20 protein-coding genes are annotated in these 19,652 nt (G+C 74.3%); 14 read left to right on the forward strand and 6 right to left on the reverse strand.

Annotation, left to right across the window (positions count from 1 at the left end):
* Nucleotides 1-124 precede the first annotated feature (124 nt).
* On the forward strand, nt 125-994 hold the full coding sequence (locus tag DEJ27_RS09675; protein ID WP_111090838.1) for a universal stress protein: 870 nt from the start codon (nt 125-127) through the stop codon (nt 992-994).
* On the opposite strand, the gene DEJ27_RS09680 is transcribed toward DEJ27_RS09675, so the two are convergent.
* The 3 genes from DEJ27_RS09680 to DEJ27_RS09690 form a co-directional block, all read right to left on the reverse strand.
* Nucleotides 951-1,907, reverse strand: a complete 957-nt coding sequence (locus tag DEJ27_RS09680) for an SGNH/GDSL hydrolase family protein (RefSeq protein WP_146238518.1) — start codon at nt 1,905-1,907, stop codon at nt 951-953. The two genes, DEJ27_RS09675 and DEJ27_RS09680, sit on opposite strands and share 44 nt — an antisense overlap.
* 185 nt (nt 1,908-2,092) lie before the next feature.
* The gene (locus DEJ27_RS09685) at nt 2,093-2,449 is read right to left on the reverse strand and encodes a PRC-barrel domain-containing protein (RefSeq protein ID WP_111090840.1); all 357 of its coding nucleotides are present in this window, start codon (nt 2,447-2,449) and stop codon (nt 2,093-2,095) included.
* Between the two features lie 50 nt (nt 2,450-2,499).
* A complete protein-coding gene (locus tag DEJ27_RS09690) occupies nt 2,500-3,483 on the reverse strand; it encodes a glycosyltransferase family 9 protein (protein WP_111090841.1) in 984 nt (327 codons plus the stop codon).
* Nucleotides 3,484-3,583: 100 nt separating this feature from the next.
* On the opposite strand from DEJ27_RS09690, the gene DEJ27_RS09695 reads away from it, so the two are divergent.
* The 7 genes from DEJ27_RS09695 (at nt 3,584) to DEJ27_RS09725 (ending at nt 10,448) form a co-directional block, all read left to right on the forward strand.
* On the forward strand, nt 3,584-4,141 hold the full coding sequence (locus DEJ27_RS09695) for an HAD-IIIA family hydrolase (protein ID WP_110859978.1): 558 nt from the start codon (nt 3,584-3,586) through the stop codon (nt 4,139-4,141).
* Nucleotides 4,138-5,217, forward strand: coding sequence for a glycosyltransferase family 9 protein (locus tag DEJ27_RS09700; RefSeq protein WP_110859976.1), 1,080 nt, complete (start codon nt 4,138-4,140; stop codon nt 5,215-5,217). The genes DEJ27_RS09695 and DEJ27_RS09700 overlap by 4 nt, the downstream gene beginning before the upstream one ends.
* Nucleotides 5,218-5,304: 87 nt before the next feature.
* The gene (locus DEJ27_RS09705) at nt 5,305-6,306 is read left to right on the forward strand and encodes a glycosyltransferase (RefSeq protein WP_110859974.1); all 1,002 of its coding nucleotides are present in this window, start codon (nt 5,305-5,307) and stop codon (nt 6,304-6,306) included.
* Nucleotides 6,303-7,631: a glycosyltransferase gene (locus DEJ27_RS09710; protein WP_110859971.1), complete on the forward strand. Its 1,329-nt coding sequence runs from the start codon at nt 6,303-6,305 to the stop codon at nt 7,629-7,631. The genes DEJ27_RS09705 and DEJ27_RS09710 overlap by 4 nt, the downstream gene beginning before the upstream one ends.
* A complete protein-coding gene (locus DEJ27_RS09715; RefSeq protein ID WP_110859969.1) occupies nt 7,628-8,251 on the forward strand; it encodes an SIS domain-containing protein in 624 nt (207 codons plus the stop codon). The genes DEJ27_RS09710 and DEJ27_RS09715 overlap by 4 nt, the downstream gene beginning before the upstream one ends.
* Complete coding sequence (locus DEJ27_RS09720; protein WP_258369858.1) at nt 8,248-9,681, forward strand: PfkB family carbohydrate kinase; 1,434 nt, start codon at nt 8,248-8,250, stop codon at nt 9,679-9,681. Before DEJ27_RS09715 ends, DEJ27_RS09720 begins: the two co-directional genes overlap by 4 nt.
* A gap of 62 nt (nt 9,682-9,743) precedes the next feature.
* Nucleotides 9,744-10,448 carry an SDR family oxidoreductase gene (locus DEJ27_RS09725; protein ID WP_110859967.1) on the forward strand — a complete coding sequence of 235 codons (705 nt, stop codon included), beginning with the start codon at nt 9,744-9,746 and terminating at the stop codon, nt 10,446-10,448.
* Nucleotides 10,449-10,671: 223 nt separating this feature from the next.
* Here the strand turns inward: DEJ27_RS09725 and DEJ27_RS09730 are convergent, their stop codons facing one another.
* On the reverse strand, nt 10,672-11,781 hold the full coding sequence (locus tag DEJ27_RS09730) for a glycosyltransferase family 9 protein (protein ID WP_258369857.1): 1,110 nt from the start codon (nt 11,779-11,781) through the stop codon (nt 10,672-10,674).
* Nucleotides 11,782-11,930: 149 nt separating this feature from the next.
* Between DEJ27_RS09730 and DEJ27_RS09735 the strand changes: the two genes are divergently transcribed.
* The 6 genes from DEJ27_RS09735 to DEJ27_RS09760 all read left to right on the forward strand — a co-directional run bounded on the left by DEJ27_RS09735 (nt 11,931) and on the right by DEJ27_RS09760 (nt 18,496).
* Nucleotides 11,931-13,409 (forward strand): aldehyde dehydrogenase, encoded by a 1,479-nt coding sequence (locus DEJ27_RS09735; RefSeq protein WP_110859963.1) that lies wholly within the window; start codon nt 11,931-11,933, stop codon nt 13,407-13,409.
* Complete coding sequence (gene rfaE2, locus DEJ27_RS09740; RefSeq protein WP_110859961.1) at nt 13,406-14,899, forward strand: D-glycero-beta-D-manno-heptose 1-phosphate adenylyltransferase; 1,494 nt, start codon at nt 13,406-13,408, stop codon at nt 14,897-14,899. The genes DEJ27_RS09735 and rfaE2 overlap by 4 nt, the downstream gene beginning before the upstream one ends.
* Nucleotides 14,896-15,780 (forward strand): glycosyltransferase family 2 protein, encoded by an 885-nt coding sequence (locus DEJ27_RS09745; protein ID WP_110859959.1) that lies wholly within the window; start codon nt 14,896-14,898, stop codon nt 15,778-15,780. The genes rfaE2 and DEJ27_RS09745 overlap by 4 nt, the downstream gene beginning before the upstream one ends.
* Nucleotides 15,781-15,873: 93 nt before the next feature.
* Nucleotides 15,874-16,602, forward strand: coding sequence for a DedA family protein (locus DEJ27_RS09750; protein ID WP_110860100.1), 729 nt, complete (start codon nt 15,874-15,876; stop codon nt 16,600-16,602).
* Nucleotides 16,599-17,837: a sensor histidine kinase gene (locus DEJ27_RS09755; protein WP_110859956.1), complete on the forward strand. Its 1,239-nt coding sequence runs from the start codon at nt 16,599-16,601 to the stop codon at nt 17,835-17,837. Before DEJ27_RS09750 ends, DEJ27_RS09755 begins: the two co-directional genes overlap by 4 nt.
* The gene (locus tag DEJ27_RS09760) at nt 17,834-18,496 is read left to right on the forward strand and encodes a response regulator transcription factor (RefSeq protein ID WP_110859954.1); all 663 of its coding nucleotides are present in this window, start codon (nt 17,834-17,836) and stop codon (nt 18,494-18,496) included. The genes DEJ27_RS09755 and DEJ27_RS09760 overlap by 4 nt, the downstream gene beginning before the upstream one ends.
* Before the next feature lie 86 nt (nt 18,497-18,582).
* On the opposite strand, the gene DEJ27_RS09765 is transcribed toward DEJ27_RS09760, so the two are convergent.
* Nucleotides 18,583-19,086: a Dps family protein gene (locus DEJ27_RS09765; protein ID WP_071244661.1), complete on the reverse strand. Its 504-nt coding sequence runs from the start codon at nt 19,084-19,086 to the stop codon at nt 18,583-18,585.
* A 123-nt stretch (nt 19,087-19,209) separates the two neighbouring features.
* Entirely contained in the window at nt 19,210-19,632 is a 423-nt protein-coding gene (locus DEJ27_RS09770; protein ID WP_071244660.1) for an SIP domain-containing protein, read from the reverse strand.
* Nucleotides 19,633-19,652: the final 20 nt, after the last annotated feature.

Genomic DNA, 19,652 nt, shown 5'->3' on the forward strand with positions numbered 1-19,652 from the left:
CGCGCACCACCCGACGTGCCCGGTTCCACCGCCGGTTCCCCTCGCCCTCGCCGGGAGTACCGTGTGGCGCACGGAGCGCCGTGTGACGCCCCCGGAGGACCTGCGATGGAGGAGGCCGATCGGGATGGACGAACGATGGACGATGGTGACGCTGGCCGCGGACGCCGCGATGCCGCACGACGAGGCGCTGCGGTGGATCGCCGCCCGCGCGGACAGCGGGATCGAGCGGATCCGGATCATCGGTGCCGACCCGGCGATCGAGGGACCCGGACCGGTCGCCGACCGCCTGGCCGAGGCCGCTCGCGCCGCCCTGCCCGGAGCCACCGTCGAGGTGCACCGGCACGCCGGGCCGTTCGCCAGTGCCCTGGTCGAGGAGTCCGACGGCGGTGACCTCCTGGTGATCGGGACCTTCCGGAGCCGACGGGGTTCGACCGCCGGCGGCGACCCGGCGCGCGTCGCGGTCCGCGCGGCCGTGCCGACCGTGATCGTCCCCGAGGGCCCGCACCCGATCGACGGCGACGTGGTGCTGGCCGTCGAGGAACCGATCGACGAACGGGCCGTCTCGATCGCCGTCGCCGAGGCGGTCCGGCTGCACCGACGACTGACGCTGCTCCGGGCGTGGGAGATGCCGGTGCTGACCCGGACCGGGCTCACCGACTTCGCCGAGGACCCCCTGCGGTGGCGCACCCGGAACGCCGAACTGCTGCAGCGCGTCACCGAGGACCTGACCGCGCGGTTCCCGGCGGTGCGGATCCGTCCGCTGCTCGTGGAGGGACACCCGGGGCACGCCATCGCATCGCGCACCCGGCGGGCGTCGCTCGTGGTGCTCGGACGGGGGCACGTGCGGGTGCTGTCCGGCGCACTGCTCCACGACGTCGTCCGTGAGACGGCGGCACCGGTCTGCGTCGTCCCACCGGCGGCCCACACGGACAGCGCGGGGTCCGGACGGGTCAGCCGGCGAGTTCCCGGATCGCGTCGGCCATCTGGTCGGTGAGGTACGCGACACCGCGGCCGTTCGGGTGGAGGGCGCCGGCCTTCAGGTCGATGCGTCGCAGGTCGCTCGAGCCGGTCAGGCTGACGCCGGCGACGTAGCGCTCGTCCCGCGGGGCGCAGGCCGAGTGGGCCTCGGTGCGTTCGAGGACGTCGACGAACCGGACCCCGGCGGCGTCGGCGGCGGATGCGGACACGGCGTCGAGCTCCTCCTGCACGCCGTGCAGGTACGCCACGTCGTCGTCGGTGAAGGGGAAGGTGTCCGAGGGGAACGACCCCGCGAGCGTGCCGAGGTCGAGCGCCGAGCGGAAGCAGCCCTTCGCCGGGGTGTGCTCGGTGTCCGGGAAGATCGCCGGGTACCCGAGGAACACGACGACGGCGTTCGGCGCGGCCCGTTGCACCGCTGCGAGGGTGTCGGCGATCCCGAGCGCGACCCGCGACTGGATCTTCACGCTGAGCTGGTCCTCACCGTCCTGCACGAGCGTGCTCTCGCACGACGGCGCGTCACGTCCGGAGAACACCGGGCCGTCGGCCGAGATCGCCAGGCACGACGCGGCCGTGCCGAACAGGTCCGCGTCGTTGCCGCCGATCGTCAGGGTCACGAGCCGGGTGCGCGACGACAGCGACTCGATCTGCGGGGGGACGCCCTTCAACTGGTGTCCGGTCGTGACGTCCTCGCTGGTGGCGCCCGCACATGTGACGTCGGTCAGGTCGAGGCCGAACCGTGCCGCGAGCCGGTGCGGGTAGTCGCGGGCCGACTGCACGCACGCGCTCGTGGGCAGCCGGGTCCGGTCGCCCAGGCCGTAGCCGGCGGAGTACGAGTCACCGAGGGCGACGTACTCGCTGCCCGGCGGGAGGTCGGCGAGCGGCTCGGTCGGGGCGTCCGGCACCGGGTAGGGCTGCGGGACGGGCCACATCGGCGCCGCCGACGCGGAGTCCACCGGCCCCGGCGCCGCGACACCGGCCACCACCAGCCCGACGACGGCGACCGCCGCCAGGGCGGCGAGCAGCGTCGTACGGGCGGTGCGGAGCAGTTGCGGCCTCCGGGCGGGTGCGGCGGATCGGTCGGTCGGATCGGGTCGGTCGGTGGGGCGGGACGGGCTCAGCGGCGTCCGAGTCGGCGTTCGCCACCGCTGCCGGTGCGGTACTCCAGCCCGTAGTGCTGGAACAGCTCCGGCTCGGTCGCGGCGTCGAGCTCGCCGTCGGTCGAGATCGACGGAGCGTCCTTGACGAGCTTCTTCGGGAACGTCACACGCAGGTGCTTCGGAGCGACGGTGGCGCCGAACAGCGGGACGAAGACGAGCTTCTGGAACCCGACCACGCCGGTGGTCAGGGCGCCGAACGCCGGCTCGGACGTGGCGGTGTCGTAGTAGATGCTCTCGAGCGTGCCGACCTTGTCGTCGGCCGCGTCGACGACCGGCAGACCGATCCAGTCACGGATGTTCGCGGCTTCGAACACGAAGGACTCCCTCCGAGCGTCCGGCAGGTCCGGGTGGCTCTCGCTCGACGCTACCGCCCGGCCGCCTGAGCGGTCACCCGGAGCCGGTCCACCGCGCCGAGCACGTCGTCCGCGGTCACGGCCAGGATCGCCGGGTCCGGGTCCTCGGCGAAGACGTCGCCGCGACGGACCGAGGCGTCGGTGAGCACGATGTGCGGGCCGGTCGCCGGGGGCCCCCACGCCTCGGGCGGCGCCGGGCCGAACAGCACGACCGACGGCACCCCGTAGGCGGTCGCCAGGTGCGCGGCGCCGGTGTCGACCGTGACGACCAGCCGCGCCGCGGCGATCACCGCGGCGAAGGCCTGCAGGTCCAGGGTGCCGGCCAGGACCGCCTCCGGCGCAAGGCCGGCTGCTTCGGCGACGGCACGGGCGCGCACGACGTCGTCCGAGCCTCCTGTCAGGACCACGTCGGCACCGCGCGCCCGGAGCCCGCGCACCACGTCGGCGAAGCGGTCCGTCGGCCAGTGCCGCGCACCGTGGAAGGCACCCACGTGCACGACGGCCGCGTCGGCGACCACCGGCGGATCGGCGGGGCGGTCGATGTGGACCTCGGTCGCGTCCGCGGGGATGCCGTGCCACGTGAGCAGGTCCGCCCAGCGGTCGCGCTCGTGCACGTCGTCCGGCCACTCCGGGCCCTCGTAGCCGTGGGTCGGGTCGGCGTGGCCGATGACCCGACGCGGGGCGAGCGCGGCGACGAGGTCCGAGGACTCCGGGCCGGCGCCGTGCAGGTTGACGGCGACGTCCACGGCACCGTGCGGCACCGCGATCGGGTGGTCGAGACCGTGCTGGGCCAGGTGGACGTCCACCGCCGGCACGAGTTCGACGACCGGCGCCAGCCACGCCGTGGTGGCCAGGGTGATGCGGTGGTCGGGGAACGCACGGCGGAGCGCGTGCAGTGCGGGGACGGCGACGAGCAGGTCGCCGAGCTTGATGGCCCGGAGGACGAGCAGTTCCGGGCGTCCGTCGGAGTCGGGCAGGTTCTCGAGGGCGGTCACCGCCGCGACGGTAGACCCGACACGCTGACGGTCCTGCCGGGACCGCGCTCCGCGGCTCTTCCTGGGGTGGTCCCCGGCCGCTGACCGGTAGTCACGGAGCATGGCCCTCGTACCGGACCGCGTCATCCGCGGCCTGCTCCTCGACCGCGACGACACCCTCGTGGTGGACGTCCCGTACAACGCCGATCCGCACCTGGTCGTCCCCGTTCCCGGTGCCCGCCGCGCCGTCGAACGGGCACGTGCCGCGGGGTTGCAGCTCGGCGTCGTCACGAACCAGTCGGTGATCGCGAAGGGCATGGCCACGCGCGAACAGGTCGACGCCACCAACGCCCGGGTCGACGAGCTCGTCGGCCCGTTCGACGTGTGGTGCGTCTGCCCGCACGACGCCGGTGACGACTGCGCCTGCCGGAAGCCCCGGCCCGGGATGGTCCTCGACGCCGCCGAGCGGCTCGGCATCCCGCCGGAGTCGATCGTCGTCGTCGGTGACATCGGCGCCGACGTGCAGGCCGCCCGGAACGCTGGCGCGCAGGGGATCCTCGTGCCCACCCCGCGCACCCGCCGCGAGGAGGTCGACGAGGCCGACACCGTCGCCGCGGACCTGGACGAGGCCGTCACCCTGGTGCTCGAGCACGTCGGCAGCGTGGCGGACCGGGCGTGAGCGCCGGTCCGCGCGTCCTCGTCGCCCGGCTCGACTCCTTCGGCGACGTCCTGGTCGCCGGCCCCGCGGTGCGCGCGGTGGCCGCCGGGGCCGCGCACGTGACGATGCTGTGCGGACCGCAGGGAGCGCCGGCCGCCGACCTGCTCCCCGGCATCGACCGGGTGCGGGTGTGGGCGGCACCGTGGGTCACCGAGACCGCGCGTCCGATCGACGACGCCCTGCTCGCCGAGTTCCGCGCGCTGGTCGCCGAGGAACAGCCCGACGAGGCCGTCGTCCTGACGTCCTTCCACCAGTCGCCCCTGCCCCTCGCGCTGCTCCTGCGCCTGGCCGGGGTCCCCCGGGTCTCCGGGGCCTCGGTCGACCACCCCGGGTCCCTGCTCGACGTGCGGCTGCGCCCCGGCGAGGACCTGCCCGAGGACCTCCCCGAGCCCGAGCGCGCGCTGCGGATCGCCGAGGCGGCCGGGTTCCGGCTGCCGCCGGACGACGACGGGAAGCTCGCGGTGCGTCACGACGCCGTCCTGCCCCCGCCCGTGGCCGGCCTCGACCGCTACGTCGTCGTCCACCCCGGAGCCAGCGTCCCGGCGCGGTCGTGGCCGGAGTCCCACCACCGTGCGCTGGTCGCCGCCTACGCCGAGCGCGGCGTCCCCGTCGTCGTCACCGGCTCCCCCGGCGAACGCGCTCTGACCGCCGCCGTGGCGGGCGACACCGGCATCGACCTCGGCGGCCGCACCAGCCCCGCCGAACTCGCGGCCGTCCTCGCCGGCGCCGAGGTCGTCGTCGTCGGGAACACCGGTCCGGCCCACCTCGCCGCCGCCGTCGGAGCGCCCATCGTGAGTCTGTTCTCGCCCGTCGTCCCCGCCGTGAAGTGGGCGCCGTACGCCCCGCTCGTCGAACTGCTCGGCGACCAAACCGCACCGTGCCGTCTCAGCCGCGCTCGCGAGTGCCCGGTCCCCGGCCACCCGTGCCTGTCCGGAGTGCGCATCGCGGACGTCCTGGAGGCCCACGAACGGCTCGTCCACCGCGTTTCGCGGACTGATCGGAGAAGTCTGCGGGGCGGCTCAGAAGGCGCTGCGTAGCGTGCGCCACTGCTTCTCCTGCTCCTTCTCCTGCTGCTCCGGCAGCGGCGGGGAGCGACCCCATCGACACCGACCGGAAGGCCCTGCATGCGGATCCTCGTGTGGCACGTGCACGGCGGCTGGATGGACGCCTTCGTCCGCGGCCCCCACGAGTACCTCATCCCGACCACCCCGGCCCGTGACGCCTGGGGACTCGGCCGCGGCGGGCGCGACTGGCCGGACTCCGCGATCGAGATCGACCCGGCCGACGTCGCCGAGGCCGAGGTCGACGTGGTGGTCCTGCAGCGCACCGAGGAGCTCGAGGAAGCCCGCCGTCTGCTCGGTGGCCGAGACGTACCGATCGTCTTCGTGGAGCACAACGCCCCCCGGGTCGACGTGCCGAACAGCCTGCACCCGATGCGCGACCGCGACGACCTGACGATCGCGCACGTGACGCACTGGAACGCCCTGATGTGGGACTGCGGCACCACCCGGACCACCGTCGTCGAGCACGGCGTCGTCGACCCCGGCCCGCTGTACACCGGTGCGCTCGAACGTCTCGGCGTCGTCATCAACGAACCCGTCCGGCGCAACCGTGTCGTCGGCACCGACCTGCTCCCCCGCTTCGCCGAGGTCGCCCCGGTCGACGTCTGGGGCATCGGCTCCGAACGACTGCCGGAGCTCGGCTTCGGCGACCGCGTGGTGGCGCTGGGCGACGTCAAGGCCGATCCCATGCACGCTGCGCTCGCCGAACGGCGGGCCTACGTGCACCCGAACCGCTGGACCTCGCTCGGCCTGTCGCTCATCGAGTCGATGCACATGGCCATGCCGGTCCTGGTGCTCGCGACGACGGACGCGGCCCGCACGGTGCCGGATGAGGCCGGGGCCATCGCGACGGACGTCGAGGAGCTGGTGCGGGCCTCCAGGCTGCTGCTGGAGGACCCGGACGAGGCGCGTCGACGGGGACTCGTGGCGCGGGAGGCCGTGCTCGCACGGCACGCGCTCGGTCGGTTCCTGGCCGACTGGGACGACCTGCTCGGCGACGCCGTCGCGCGCGGTGCGCGACGGAACCGTGCGGCGGGAGCCGCGCTCGAAGGGAGCCTGCGATGAAGATCGCCATGGTGTCCGAGCACGCGAGTCCGCTCGCCGTGCTCGGCGGGGTCGACGCCGGTGGGCAGAACGTCCACGTCGCCGAACTGTCCGGTGCTCTGGCCGACCGCGGCCACCACGTGACCGTCTACACGCGGCGCGACGACGCGTCGCAGCCGGTCCGTGTGCCCCTGCGTCCCGGGGTCGACGTCGTGCACGTCGACGCCGGTCCCGCGCGTACGGTGCCGAAGGACGAGCTGTTCCCGTTCATGGGGACGTTCGCGTCGGTGCTCGCCGCCGAGTGGTTCCTCGACCGTCCCGACGTGGTGCACGCGCACTTCTGGATGTCGGGTCACGCCGCCCTCGACGCGGTGACGCAGGTGCAGGCCCGGACCGGTGGGATGCGGATCCCGGTGGTGCAGACCTTCCACGCCCTGGGTGTCGTGAAGCGTCGGCACCAGGGTGCCGCGGACACCAGCCCGGCCGAGCGCGAGTGGGTCGAACCCGCCGTCGGCCGGAGCGTCGACCAGGTCGTCGCGACGTGCTCGGACGAGGCGTTCGAGCTCAAGGCCCTCGGCGTCCCGCTGCACCGCATCTCCGTGGTGCCGTGCGGGGTCGACGTGTCGCTCTTCCGTCCGGACGGCCCCGTCGAACAGCGCGACCGTCCGCTCCGGGTGCTCACCGCCTCACGACTCGTGCAGCGGAAGGGCGTCGGGACGACGATCGCCGCACTCGCCGCGCTCGTCGAACAGGGCCGTGACGTCGAGCTCGTCGTCGTGGGCGGTGCCGGTGTCGCCGGTGCCGACCTGGTGGACGACCCCGAGTACCAGCGCCTCGACTCCCTCGCCCGGTCACTCGGCGTGCGCGACCACGTGACGTTCCGCGGGCAGCTCGGGCAGCAGGACATGCCCGCCGTCTACCGCAGCGCCGACGTCGTCGTCTGCGCCCCCTGGTACGAGCCGTTCGGCATCGTGCCGCTCGAGGCGATGGCCTGCGGTCGCCCGGTGGTCGCGTCGAGCGTCGGCGGGCTCATCGACACCGTCGTCGAGGACGCCACCGGCCTGCACGTGCCGCCGCGCGACGAGACCGCGGTCGCCGAGGCCGTCGGCGCACTGCTCGACGACCCGGAGCGCCGCGAGGCGTACGGCCGTGCCGGTCGACAGCGCGCCGAGTCCCGCTACACGTGGCAGAAGGTCGCGGCCGACAGCGAGCGCGTCTACGAGCGCCTGCTCGCCGGCGCGACGTCGTCCGCCAGCACCACCGGGCCCGCCGTCGGCCGCTCGCGCACCACTCACGCCGGCCGGGTCACCCGCGCCGCGCAGTCGACGGAGAGGACCGCACGATGACCATCGACCAGCAGACCGGGCTCGAGGACCGCGCCGTCACCGACAGTGCCCGCGTCGTCGTCGACCACGTCGCGGCGTCGGTCCCCGTGATCGCCTCCCTCGTCGACCACAGGGACCACATCGCCGAGTGGGCGGACGACATCGCCGGCCGGCTCGTCGCCGGGCGTCGGCTGCTCGCCGCTGGCAACGGCGGCTCGGCCGCCGAGGCGCAGCACCTGACGTCCGAGCTCACCGGCCGCTTCGAGGGCGACCGACCGGCGTACTCGGCCATCTCGCTGCACGCCGAGACCTCGGCCGTCACCGCGATCGGGAACGACTACGGCTACGACCAGGTGTTCGCACGGCAGGTGTCGGCCCACGCCCGGGCCGGCGACGTCCTCGTCCTGCTGTCGACGAGCGGCAAGAGTCCGAACCTGCTGCGGGCCGCCGAGGCCGCTCGTGCCGTGGGTGCCCGTTCCCTCGCCCTGACCGGGTCCCGGCCGAACCCGCTCGCCGACCTGGTCGACGACGCGATCTGCATCGAGGGGCCGTCCGCCAACGTGCAGGAGGCGCAGCTCGTCCTGGTGCACGCGCTGTGCAAGGCGATGGAGCCGACGCTGCGTCGCGGGGGCCGTCGATGAGCGGGGCTGCTGACGCCGCTCAGCGTTCCGGCGCTGCCGGCGGCCGCGCCGCCGCCCCGCGCTTCCGCATCGCCGTCGTCGGGGACACCCTGCTCGACGTCGACGTGTCCGGCACGAGCGAGCGCCTGAGCCCGGACGCCCCCGTCCCCGTGGTGGACGTCGCCACCGACGACCGCCGAGCCGGTGGTGCCGGACTCGTCGCGACGATGCTCGCCCGCGACGGCCACGACGTCACCCTGGTCACCGTCCTGAGCGACGACGGCCGTGCGCAGGAGATCCGCGACCTGCTCCCCGACGTCACGATCGTCGCCGGGCCGTCCGGAGTCCCCACCCCCGTGAAGACCCGCGTGCGCGTCGTCGACCACGCCCTCGTCCGGATCGACGAGGGCTGCGCGACCCCGCCCGTGCCCGGAGCCACCGACGCGATGACCGCCGCACTCGACGGCGTCGACGCGATCGTCGTCGCCGACTACGGCCGCGGGGTCGCCGCTGCCCCGGCACTCCGTGACGCCCTCACCCGTGCGGCCGAGCACCTGCCGGTGGTGTGGGACCCGCACCCCAAGGGCGCCGCCCCCGTCCCCGGCACCACCGTCGCCACCCCGAACGCGGCCGAAGCACGACGCTTCACCGACGTCGAGGGACACGGTGTGCCCTTCGCCACCGTCGCCGCCGCCCGGCTCGTCGAACAGTGGCAGGCCGGTGCCGTCGCCGTGACGATGGGTGACCGCGGCGCGCTGCTCGCCGACGCGCAGGGCGACAGCCGCTTCGTGCCCGCTCCGTCCGTCAGCGCCGGGGACCCCTGCGGTGCCGGCGACCGGCTCGCCGCGGGCGTCGCCGTCGCCCTGGCATCCGGGGCGGACGTCCCCGATGCCGTCTCCGCCGGCGTGGTCGCGGCGTCCGAGTACCTGGCCGCCGGTGGCGTCACCGCGCTCTTCGCCGACGACGGCCCCGCGCCGCTCGCCGTCCCCGGGGCCGACCGGGACGCCATGCGCCTGGTGCACGACGTCCGCAGCGCCGGCGGCACCGTCGTCGCGACCGGAGGCTGCTTCGACCTGCTGCACGCCGGACACGCCCGCACCCTGTCGGCCGCCCGTGCACTCGGCGACTGCCTGGTCGTGTGCCTCAACTCGGACTCGTCGGTCCGCGCACTGAAGGGCCCCGACCGGCCCATCATGACCCAGGACGACCGGGTCGAGCTGCTCCTGGCGCTCGACTGCGTCGACGCCGTCGTGGTGTTCGACGAGTCCACCCCCGACGAGGCCCTTCGCCGCTTCCGCCCGGACGTCTGGGCGAAGGGCGGCGACTACACCGCGAGCGAACTGCCCGAGACGGCGACCCTCGCCGAGTGGGGTGGCCGCGTCGTCACCGTGCCGTTCCACCCGGGCCGCTCGACCACCCGGCTCGCCGCCGCGATCGAACGCGTCGGCTGAGCGTCCGCTCGCCGTTCCACACCGGCTCGACCACTTCCCGCACCACTACGCAAAGGACATCCATGCCCGTCCCCACCACCCCCATCGGCCGCGTCCTCGTCACCGGCGGCGCCTCCGGACTCGGCGCCGCCGTCGTGGCCGCCGTCGCCGAGGCCGGCGGCACCCCGATCGTCCTCGACCTGCGGATCGACGCCGTCCCCGAGGGCGTCGACGCCGTCGCCGTGGACGTCTCGGACACCGACGCCGTCGAGCAGGCGGTCCGTGACGCCGCCGAGCGTCACGGTGGCCTCGACGCCGTCGTCACCGCCGCGGGCATCGACACCCCCGCCCCGATCGACGCGATCTCGTCCGGCAAGTGGGAGCAGATCGTCGGCGTCAACCTGATCGGCACCGCCTCGACCGTGCGCGCCGCCCTGCCCGCCCTCGAGGCCACGCACGGCCGCGTCGTCACGATCTCCTCGTCGCTCGCCCTGCGCGGCGTCGGCGACGGCACCGCGTACTCGGCGTCGAAGTTCGGCGTCCGCGGGTTCTCGCAGGCGCTGGCCGCCGAGACCGCCGGTCGCATCGGCGTGACCAACATCATCCCCGCCGGGATGCGGACGAACTTCTTCGCCGACCGGACCGAGCAGTACAAGCCCGGCCCGGACGCGCAGCTCATCGAGCCGGAGTACGTCGCGAACTCGATCATCTTCGCGCTCTCGCAGCCGGCCGGCTGCGAGATCCGCGAGCTGTCGATCATGCCGGCGACGGAGCCGAGCTGGCCGTAGCCGCTCGCCGCTAACGGACGGGAGGCGCGGTGCCGGCTGGCACCGCGCCTCCCGTCCGTCAGCGTGTGCCGTGCGCGGCGCACGCTGTGCTCTGGTGCGAGCTTCCGCACGCCGTGCGGGGCCGACGCGTCGCACGGAGTGTCGAACCTCGCATCGGGCGCTCGTGGCGCGGCACGGGGCGGCCTGGAGGCGCGTGCCGGGCCGGCACCGCGCCTCCCGTCCGTCAGCCGGTCGCGTCCACGGCGCGGCGCGCGTCGCGTCGGACCGTGCGGAGCAGGTCCTCGACGTCGGCGAGGACGGCCTCCGGCTCGACCTGGTCGACGTAGGACGGGTCGTGCTCACACCGTTCGGCGGTCCAGCCGACCTGGGTGACGTCCGCGCCGCAGACCGGGCACTGGGTCACGAAGGACAGGTGCACCCGGTGCCGACCGCGGTCGAAGGGCCCGGCGTTGATCACGTTGCCGAACCAGAACACCCCGACCGTCGGGGTGCCGACGGCGACGGCGAGGTGCCGTGGACCGGAGTCGTCGCCGACCATGACGTCGGCCGCGGCGAGGACGTCGGGGAGTTCACGCAGCGGCAGTGACGCGGTGAGGTCGTGGACGCGCTCCTGCAGCTCCTGCGGCAGCGACGCGACGATGGCGGACGACGCCGGGACGTCGGAGTCGTCACCCACGAGCACCACGTCGTCACCGGCGGCGAGTCGGGCGCGGGCGACCTCGGCGAAGCGCGAGGGGCTCCAGCGGCGACGCGGGTCGGTGGCGCCGGGGTGGATCGCGACGAGTCGTCCCCGGACCCCGAGGCGCTGCCGGACCGCGGCACGCGCGGCCTCGGAGACGTGCAGTCGGGGGTCGAGGGTGACCGGTTCGGCGCCGGCCAGCGAGGCCACCTCGAGCGCCCGGACGACCTCGTGCTGGTAGTAGACGTAACGGACCCAGCGCTCCAGGACCTCGGCGTCCTCGGTGGCGGTGCCCACGGTGTGGCGGGCGCCGAGCCGGAGCAGGAACGGGTTCGAGTTGCGACCGCCGCCGTGCACCTGCACCGCGAGGTCGAAGCGCCCGTGCAGCCGGTCGAAGAAGTCCTGCTCGGTCGGTGCGCCGTCGCCGGAGTCCCGGACGCCGGGCACGACGGGGAGCTCCTCGAAGGCGTGGACGGCCTCGGTGCGACCCTCGAGCACCGGCCGCGCCGACGGTGCCCCGAGCAGCGTGATCCTCGCTCCGGGGTACGCGGCGGCCAGGGCCTCGACCGCCGGGAGGGCGAACATCAGGTCGCCCAGTCCCCCGCCGCGGAGCACCGCGATCTCGCTGACACCGTCGAACCGTTCTCCGCCCACACCGATTTGTTGCACAGCTCCACGTCTACCGGTCGGACCCGTCCGGACGCCCAGCAGCGCCCCCGGATGGACGAGAAGCGCGATGCCGTGACCGCACACAGCGGAGCACGAGCACCGTGTGAGGCCCCGCCCGCCTCCGGAAGGACCCCATGACGATCGCACCCCCCGCCGCCGACGACCTCGTGGTGACCGACCCCGTGAACGGATCGATCGCGTCCACCGTGCGCCGCTCGACCGAGGACGACGTCCGCAACGCCGTCGCCCGCGCCCGTGCCGCTGCCGGCGCCTGGGCCCGGACCGCACCGGCCGAGCGCGGTGCACTGCTGCACGCCGCGGCCGAGCACCTCCGTGCGCACGCGCAGGAGCTGGCGGACCTGAACACCCGCGAGACCGGCAAGGTGCCCGGCGACGCACTCGGTGGGGTCGAGGCCGGCATCGGCACGCTCGTGCAGTACGCCGAGCTCGGGCCGGTGCACCGGGGTGAGGCCCTGCGCGGGCAGTTCGGTGCCGCCGACTGGTCGGTGCCGCACCCGCGTGGCGTGGTGCTCGCCCTGACGCCGTGGAACGACCCGGTCGCCGTGGCCTGCGGGATCCTCGGCGCAGCGATCGTCACGGGCAACACCGTCGTGCACAAGGGCAGCGAACGGTGCCCGGCGACGTTCTCCCGACTCAACGCGCTCCTCGCCGAGGTCCTGCCGGACGGCGTGCTCATCGGCGTCGACGGCGACGCGACCACCGGCGAGCAGCTCCTGGCGCAGGAGGGCATCGACGTCTACGCGCACGTCGGCTCGACCGCGACCGGCGACCGCCTGAGCGAGGTGGCCGCGACCACCCGCGCCCACGTCATCCGCGAGAACGGCGGCAACGACCCGGTCGTCGTCGACGCGGACGTCGACCCGGAGTGGGCCGCCGCACAGGTCGCCCTCGGTGCCTTCGCGAACACCGGCCAGATCTGCACCAGTGTGGAGCGGGTGTACGTCCACCAGGACGTCGCCGAGCCCTTCGTCGCCGCGCTCGTCGCCGAGGCGGAGCGCCGCACGGCCGCACCCGCGGCCGAGTTCGGGCCGCTCGTGGACGACCGGCTGCGCGAGCTCGTGCAGAGCCACGTGGACGACGCGATCGCCCGCGGTGCCTCCGCCCGGACCGGTGGCGTCACGCCCGGGGGTCTCGGCTCGTTCTACCCGGCGACCGTCCTGACCGACTGCACGGACGAGATGCTCGTGCTGACCGAGGAGACCTTCGGCCCGATCGCCCCGGTGCGCGTCGTGTCGGACTTCGCGGAGGGCCTCCGGCTCGCCGCGGCCGACCGCTACGGCCTCGCCGCCACCGTGCTGACGAACGACACCGCGCACGCGCTCCGTGCCGCGGCCGAGCTGCCCGTCGGCACCGTCAAGGTGAACGCCGTGTTCGGTGGCGCTCCTGGCGGCAGTGCCCAGCCCCGCGGTGCCTCGGGTGCCGGGTTCGGGTACGGCCCGCACCTGCTCGACGAGATGACGACGACGACGGTGGTGCACCTCGAGGCAGCCCCGCCGCGGCGCACCGTGGAGCCGGAACGCGATGGCACCGGCCCCGCAGCCGCCGCCGGCGCCACCGCGGGCAGCGCTGACACCGTGGGAGGCTCCCGATGACCGCCGACGTCCGGCTGGTCCGTGACCTCGTCGCCACGATCGACGACCGCGAACCCCTCGTCGTCGTCATCGGCGACTGCATCCTCGACCGCTGGACCGTCGGCGAGGCCGAGCGGGTCTCCCGCGAGGCCCCGGCCCCCGTCGTCCGCGTCACCGAGACCATCGCGGTGCCGGGCGGCGCGGCGAACACGGCCGTGAACGCCCGCGCCCTCGGCGCCCGGGTCCGCATGGTGGGCCTCATCGGTGACGACGAGGCCGGTGACGTCCTGCGCCAGCGGCTCGAGGCAGCCGGCGTCGACACGTCGTTCCTGGTCGAGATCCCCGGGGCCCGCACCACGACGAAGTCGCGCGTGGTCGGCGGTGACCGCGTCGTGGTCCGGGTGGACGAGCTGGCCGCGACCCCGACCGCCGAGCACGGCGAACGCCTCGCCCGCTCGGTGGCCCGCGCCATCCGGTGCGCCGACGCCGCCGTCGTGTGCGACTACGGCCTGGGTGTCCAGGCAGAGGACGTCGTGCCGATGCTCGACCGTGACCGTCCCGGCGCCGTCGTGGTCGACGCGCACGACCTGACCCGCTGGGCCGCGCTGCACCCCGACCTCGTCACGCCGAACGCCGGTGAGACCGCGGCCCTGCTCGGCACGGAGCTCGGTACCGGTGCCGACCGCGTCGGCACCGTCGTCGCGGCCCGTGCCGACGTCCTCGCCCGCAGCGGTGCCCGTGCCGCGGTGGTCACGCTCGACCGTGACGGCACCGTGCTGCTCGAGCCGGGGTCCGACCAGGGGTTCCGCACGCGTGCGACGCCCGCCTCGGAGCAGCAGGCCTCCGGCGCCGGTGACACCTTCTGCGCCGCTGCGACCGTCGCCCTCGCCGTGCAGGCCCCCCTGCGCGACGCCGTCGCCGTCGCCCAGGCCGCTGCCGACGTCGTCGTCCGCGAGGCCGGCACGTCCGTCTGCACCGCCGCGGCCCTGCTCGACTCGGTGACCGCTCCGGCGGCGACCGTCGTCGACCACGACGAGCTCGCCACCGCGGTCGAGGCCGCACGGCAGGCCGGCCGCCGCGTCGTCTTCACGAACGGCTGCTTCGACGTCGTGCACCGCGGACACACCACCTACCTGCGGCAGGCCCGTGACCTGGGCGACCTGCTCGTCGTCGCCCTGAACGACGACGACTCGGTGCGTCGGCTGAAGGGCCCGGAGCGGCCGATCAACCCGGCCGAGGACCGCGCCGGCGTGCTCGCCGCGTTGGCCTGCGTCGACCTGGTCACGGTGTTCGCGACGGACACCCCCATCCCGCTCATCGAACGGCTGCGCCCCGAGGTCTACGTCAAGGGCGGCGACTACTCCCCCGAGATGCTGACCGAGACCGAGGTCGTACGCGGCTACGGCGGCGAGGTCGTCATGGTCGACTACGTGCCCGAGCACTCCACCAGCGCCGTCGTGCGCCGGATCCGCGAAGCCGCTGCGCGGTCCGAACCGGACCCGGCACCGTGACCGCCCGCTGGTCCGGGTCCTGGGCGAAGGCCCCCGATCCAGCGGACACGGGCACGGTCGACGTCGACGTGCTCATCCCGACCGTCGGCAGGCCGGCCGAGCTCGCCACGACGCTGGCCGGGCTCGCCGCCCAGACCGACGTCGACCTGCGCGTCGTGCTGAGCGACCAGTCCGCGGACGGGGACGCCGCCAGCGCGCCGGCGGTCGCCGCGATGCTGCGCGTCCTGGAGGCGCAGGGCCGGCCCGTCACGCTCCTCACCCACCCGGAACGGCGTGGCCTTGCAGAGCACCGGCAGTTCCTGCTCGACCACGCCGAGGCAGCCGCGGTGCTGTTCCTCGACGACGACGTCTGGCTCGAGCCGGGGTCGATCGCGCGGCTGCTCGACGCGCTGCGCACCCTGGGCTGCGGGTTCGTCGGCAGCGCCGTGCAGGGGTTGTCCTACCTGCAGGACCGCCGTCCGCACGAGACCTCGGTGTTCGAGCGGTGGGACGGCCCCGTCGTGCCCGAGGTGGTGCGCCGCGGGACCCCCGGCTTCGACCGCTGGTCCCTGCACAACGCCGCGAACCCGACGCACGTCGCCGCCGACCTCGACCTGCACCCCGGCGAGTGGGTGCCCTACCGCGTCGCGTGGGTCGGTGCCTGCGCGCTGTACGACCGTCGTGCGCTCGAGGAGGTCGGGGGCTTCCGGTTCTGGGACACCCTGCCACCCGAGCACGCCGGCGAGGACGTCGTCGCGCAGTGGCGGGTGATGGAACGCTTCGGCGGTGCGGGCATCATGCCCTCGGGAGCCGTGCACCTGGAGGCCCCGACCACCGTCGTCGACCGCCGGGTGGACGCACCTGACGTGGTGTTCGCGGACGGGAACGTCATACCGCGGTAGGGGGTGGTCGAGACCGCCGCGGGATGGCAGCCGCGCGCCGGCTCCGTAGCGTCGTCCTCGTCGACGAGTTCCGTCGGCGGGAGGGAGCACCCCGTGTTCGACCAGATCACCCCGCTCGTCGTCGAGCTGGCCGCGAGTCCGCTCGTCTACGTCGTCCTCTTCGCCCTGTGCCTGGTGGACGGCTTCTTCCCGCCGGTGCCGAGCGAGTCCGCCCTGGTCGCGATCGCCGCCATCGCCGCGACGTCCGGACAGCCCGTCCTCGCCGTGGTGCTCGTCGTCGCCGCCCTCGGAGCGATCGCGGGCGACTCGATCGCGTACTGGATCGGGCGCCGGATCGGGTTCGCCCGGCTGACCCGATCGAAGCGACCACGGATCGCGGCGGCCTTCGCGTTCGCCGAGCGGCAGATGCAGCGCCGGTCCGCCAGCCTCATCCTGACCGGGCGCTTCATCCCGGTCGGCCGGGTCGCCGTCAACACCACGGCCGGCGCGACCGGCCTGCCCTACCGCCGGTTCCTCGCGATCAGCGCGATCGCGGGGCTGGCGTGGTCGGCGGTGTCGATCGGCATCGCCCTCGCCGCGTCGAGCGTGCTGCACGAACCGATCGTCGCGGCCCTGGTGTCGATGGTGGTCGCCGCCGCGCTCGGGATCGCGGTCGACCGGGTGCTCGGTACCATCAGCCGCAGGCGTGACGCCCGCGAGGCCCGCGCCGCAGCCACACCCGACACCGCACGAGCCGACGCCGCGCCCGGACTCACCGATGCCGCGCCCGCCACCGCCCCCGCACCCTGCCTCGCCCGAACCGGAGAGATCGCCCGCCCGTGACCGTCGTCCCGAAGCCCCGCCCCAGCTGGGTCCGGCCTGCCGTGCAGATCGGCTTCGTCCTCGTCGTGGTGTCCCTGTTCGCCGTCGCGGCACCCGTGACCGCGGTGTTCTACGGCGTCCCCGTGCCGCTCGCGATGCTCGTGACCGCCGTGTTGTCAGCGAGCGTCGGCCTCGCACCGCTCGTCCCCCGCACGGCGTCGGTCGCGCACCTCGCCGCCCTCGCCGGCCTCGGGATCCTGACGGCACCCGGCACCGTCGGCCCCTGGCCGGTCTCGGTCACGAGCATCATCGGGCTGAGCGTGCTGCTCGTGGTCTTGGGCGTCCGCACCACCTGGCGGCTCACCGCGGTGGTCTGGGTCGCGGCGACGCTGCTCACCCTGCTGCTCATCGGCGTGACGCCCGACCGGTGGGGGCAGGTCGACGTCTGGGCGACGAGCTTCGTGGTGAGTGCCGGCGACACCCTCGTCGTGGCTGCCGCGGCGGTCGTCATCGGGCAGCGCCGGACCGTGCGCGAGGAGCTCGCCGCCGCCCGCCGCGACACCGAGCTCGAGCAGGCCCGACGGCGGAGCGTCGAGGAGCGCTCCCGGATCGCCCGTGAGCTCCACGACGTGGTCGCCCACAGCATGTCCGTCGTGCACATGCAGGCCGAGTCCGCCCCGTACCGCGTCGCGGACCTGCCGCCGGAGGCCCGCACCGAGTTCGCGGCCATCGCCGAGACCTCGCGCACGGCACTGCGGGAGATGCGGCAGCTCCTCGGCACCCTGCGTGGCGACGCCGACGCCGAGCGCGCACCGCAGCCGCGGCTCGCCGACCTGCCCGCGCTGGCGAACGCCACCCGCGCGGCCGGCATCCCCGTCGACCTCCGACTCGACCAGGGGATCGTCGACGACGTCGACCGGCTCGCACAGCTCACCGTGTACCGGGTCGTGCAGGAGGCGCTCGGCAACGTGGCCCGGCACGCGCCCGGCGCGACCACCGTCGTGACGGTCGGGAGGCACGGGTCGGCCCTCACGGTCGAGGTCGCCAACACCGCGCCACCGGTCGGCAGCGTGCCCGGTGCGCCGCCGGACGACGGTGGCTTCGGCCTGGCGGGGATGCGCGAGCGCGTCGCCGCGCTCCGCGGCACGATCGATCACGGGCCGGACCCGGCCGGCGGCTTCCGTGTCGCCGTGCGTCTGCCCACCCAGCCCGCCGCGACCACGTCGCAGCCGACGGCCGACGGAGGAAGCCGATGACGCGGGTGATGGTGGTGGACGACCAGCAGATGTTCCGTGTCGGACTGCGGGCGATCCTCCAGGCCCAGGACGACGTCGAGGTCGTCGGCGAGGCCGCGAACGGTGCCGAAGCGGTCGTGATGGCGATCCGACTCCGGCCGGACGTGATCCTGATGGACGTCCGGATGCCGGAGCTCGACGGGATCGAGGCGACCCGGCGGATCACCGCGGCACCCGCGGAGTCGCCCGTCCGCGTGGTGATGCTCACGACGTTCGACATCGACGACTACGTGTTCGACGCGCTGCGTGCCGGGGCGAGCGGGTTCCTGCTCAAGGACGCGAGCGCCGAGGAGCTCGTGCAGGCCGTCCGGACCGTCGCAGCCGGCGACTCCCTGCTCGCACCGAGGGTGACCCGGCACCTCGTCGAGGCCTTCGTCGCCGGCCCGCAGCCGGCGGCCGCGCGGACCGAGGTGCTCGACGTGCTGACCGACCGGGAGCGTGACGTGTTCCTGCTGATGGCGCGGGGGCGGTCGAACGGGGAGATCGCGGTGGAGCTGTTCATCGCGGAGCAGACCGTGAAGACCCACGTCGGCCGCGTCCTGGCGAAACTGCAGCTGCGGGACCGGGTGCACGCCGTCGTGCTGGCCTACGAGAGCGGGCTGGTCATGCCGTCCGCGTGAGGTGCGGGCCCGAGACGCGACCACAGACGGACGGGAGGCCCGGTGCCAGCTGGCACCGGGCCTCCCGCCAGAGGTGTGGTCGCGACTCAGGCGGCGAGGTGCGCCTGCAGGAACCAGCGGTCCTTGGTCAGCGCACGCTCGATCTCGATCGCGACGTCCTGGCTGTTGAGGTCGACCTCGTCGAGGCCGTCGACCGCACGGCGGACCTGCAGCAGCGCGGCGTCGATCTGGGCGATCACCTCGGTGATGGTGACGTCCGAGTTCTGGAAGCCCTGCGACAGCGGCGGCAGGGTGGTGTTCGCGGCGACGGTCGCGATGCGCGAGTCGACCGGCAGGCCGAGGGCGACGATGCGCTCCGCAGCCTTGTCCGCGTAGTCCTGCGCGTGCTCGACGATCTCGTCGAGGAGTTCGTGCACGCCGACGAAGTTGCGGCCACGGACGTGCCAGTGCGCCTGCTTGCCGTTGACGACGAGCGCCTCGAGGTCGATGACGACGGGGGCGAGGAACTGGGCGACCCCGGCTGCGAGCTCCGGCGTGGTCGAGAACGGGGACGTGGTGCTGGGGGTGGTGGTGCTGCTCTGCGTGGTCATGTCGTTTCCTCCTCCGTCGTGGCTACACCCGCGTGCCTGGCCCTGTCCGGACCGACGCGGTGCTGCCGATGGTCACAACCATGCCCGCCTCTTTTGCATGCCGCAAGGAAGAGCAGGCTGCCCTTACCCGCCGTACTCGACCTGGACCTGCTGGCCGGCGTCGGTGAGTTCGAGCTGCACCATGGACCGTGCGCGCTCGATCCACGGGCTGTCCGCACACCCGATCCACACCGAGGTGCGGGGCTCGCAGCCCGTCACGCACCACTCGGCGGCCCACCCGGTCAGGGCGTGGGCGAGGGCTTCGCCGTGGTCCGCGAAGACCAGCGGGGCGACGGCCGAGCTGCGGGCGCTCCGGACCAGCCAGGTCACGGTGACGCGCGGCGGGGCCGGCAGGATGCGGATCTGCTCGTCGAGGGCGACCTCGACGAAGACCTGCCCGTACGCGTTCTCGGGGAGTTCCTCGAGCTGGCGGTGGATCTCGACGAGGTCCTCGGCACCGCCCGCGATGAGGATGCGTTCGCTGGGCTGTCGCCGGGTCCGTGCCATGTGGCAACGGTAAGGGAAGC

It is taken from the genome of Curtobacterium sp. MCPF17_018 (genome assembly GCF_003234135.1).
GTDB lineage: Bacteria > Actinomycetota > Actinomycetes > Actinomycetales > Microbacteriaceae > Curtobacterium > Curtobacterium flaccumfaciens.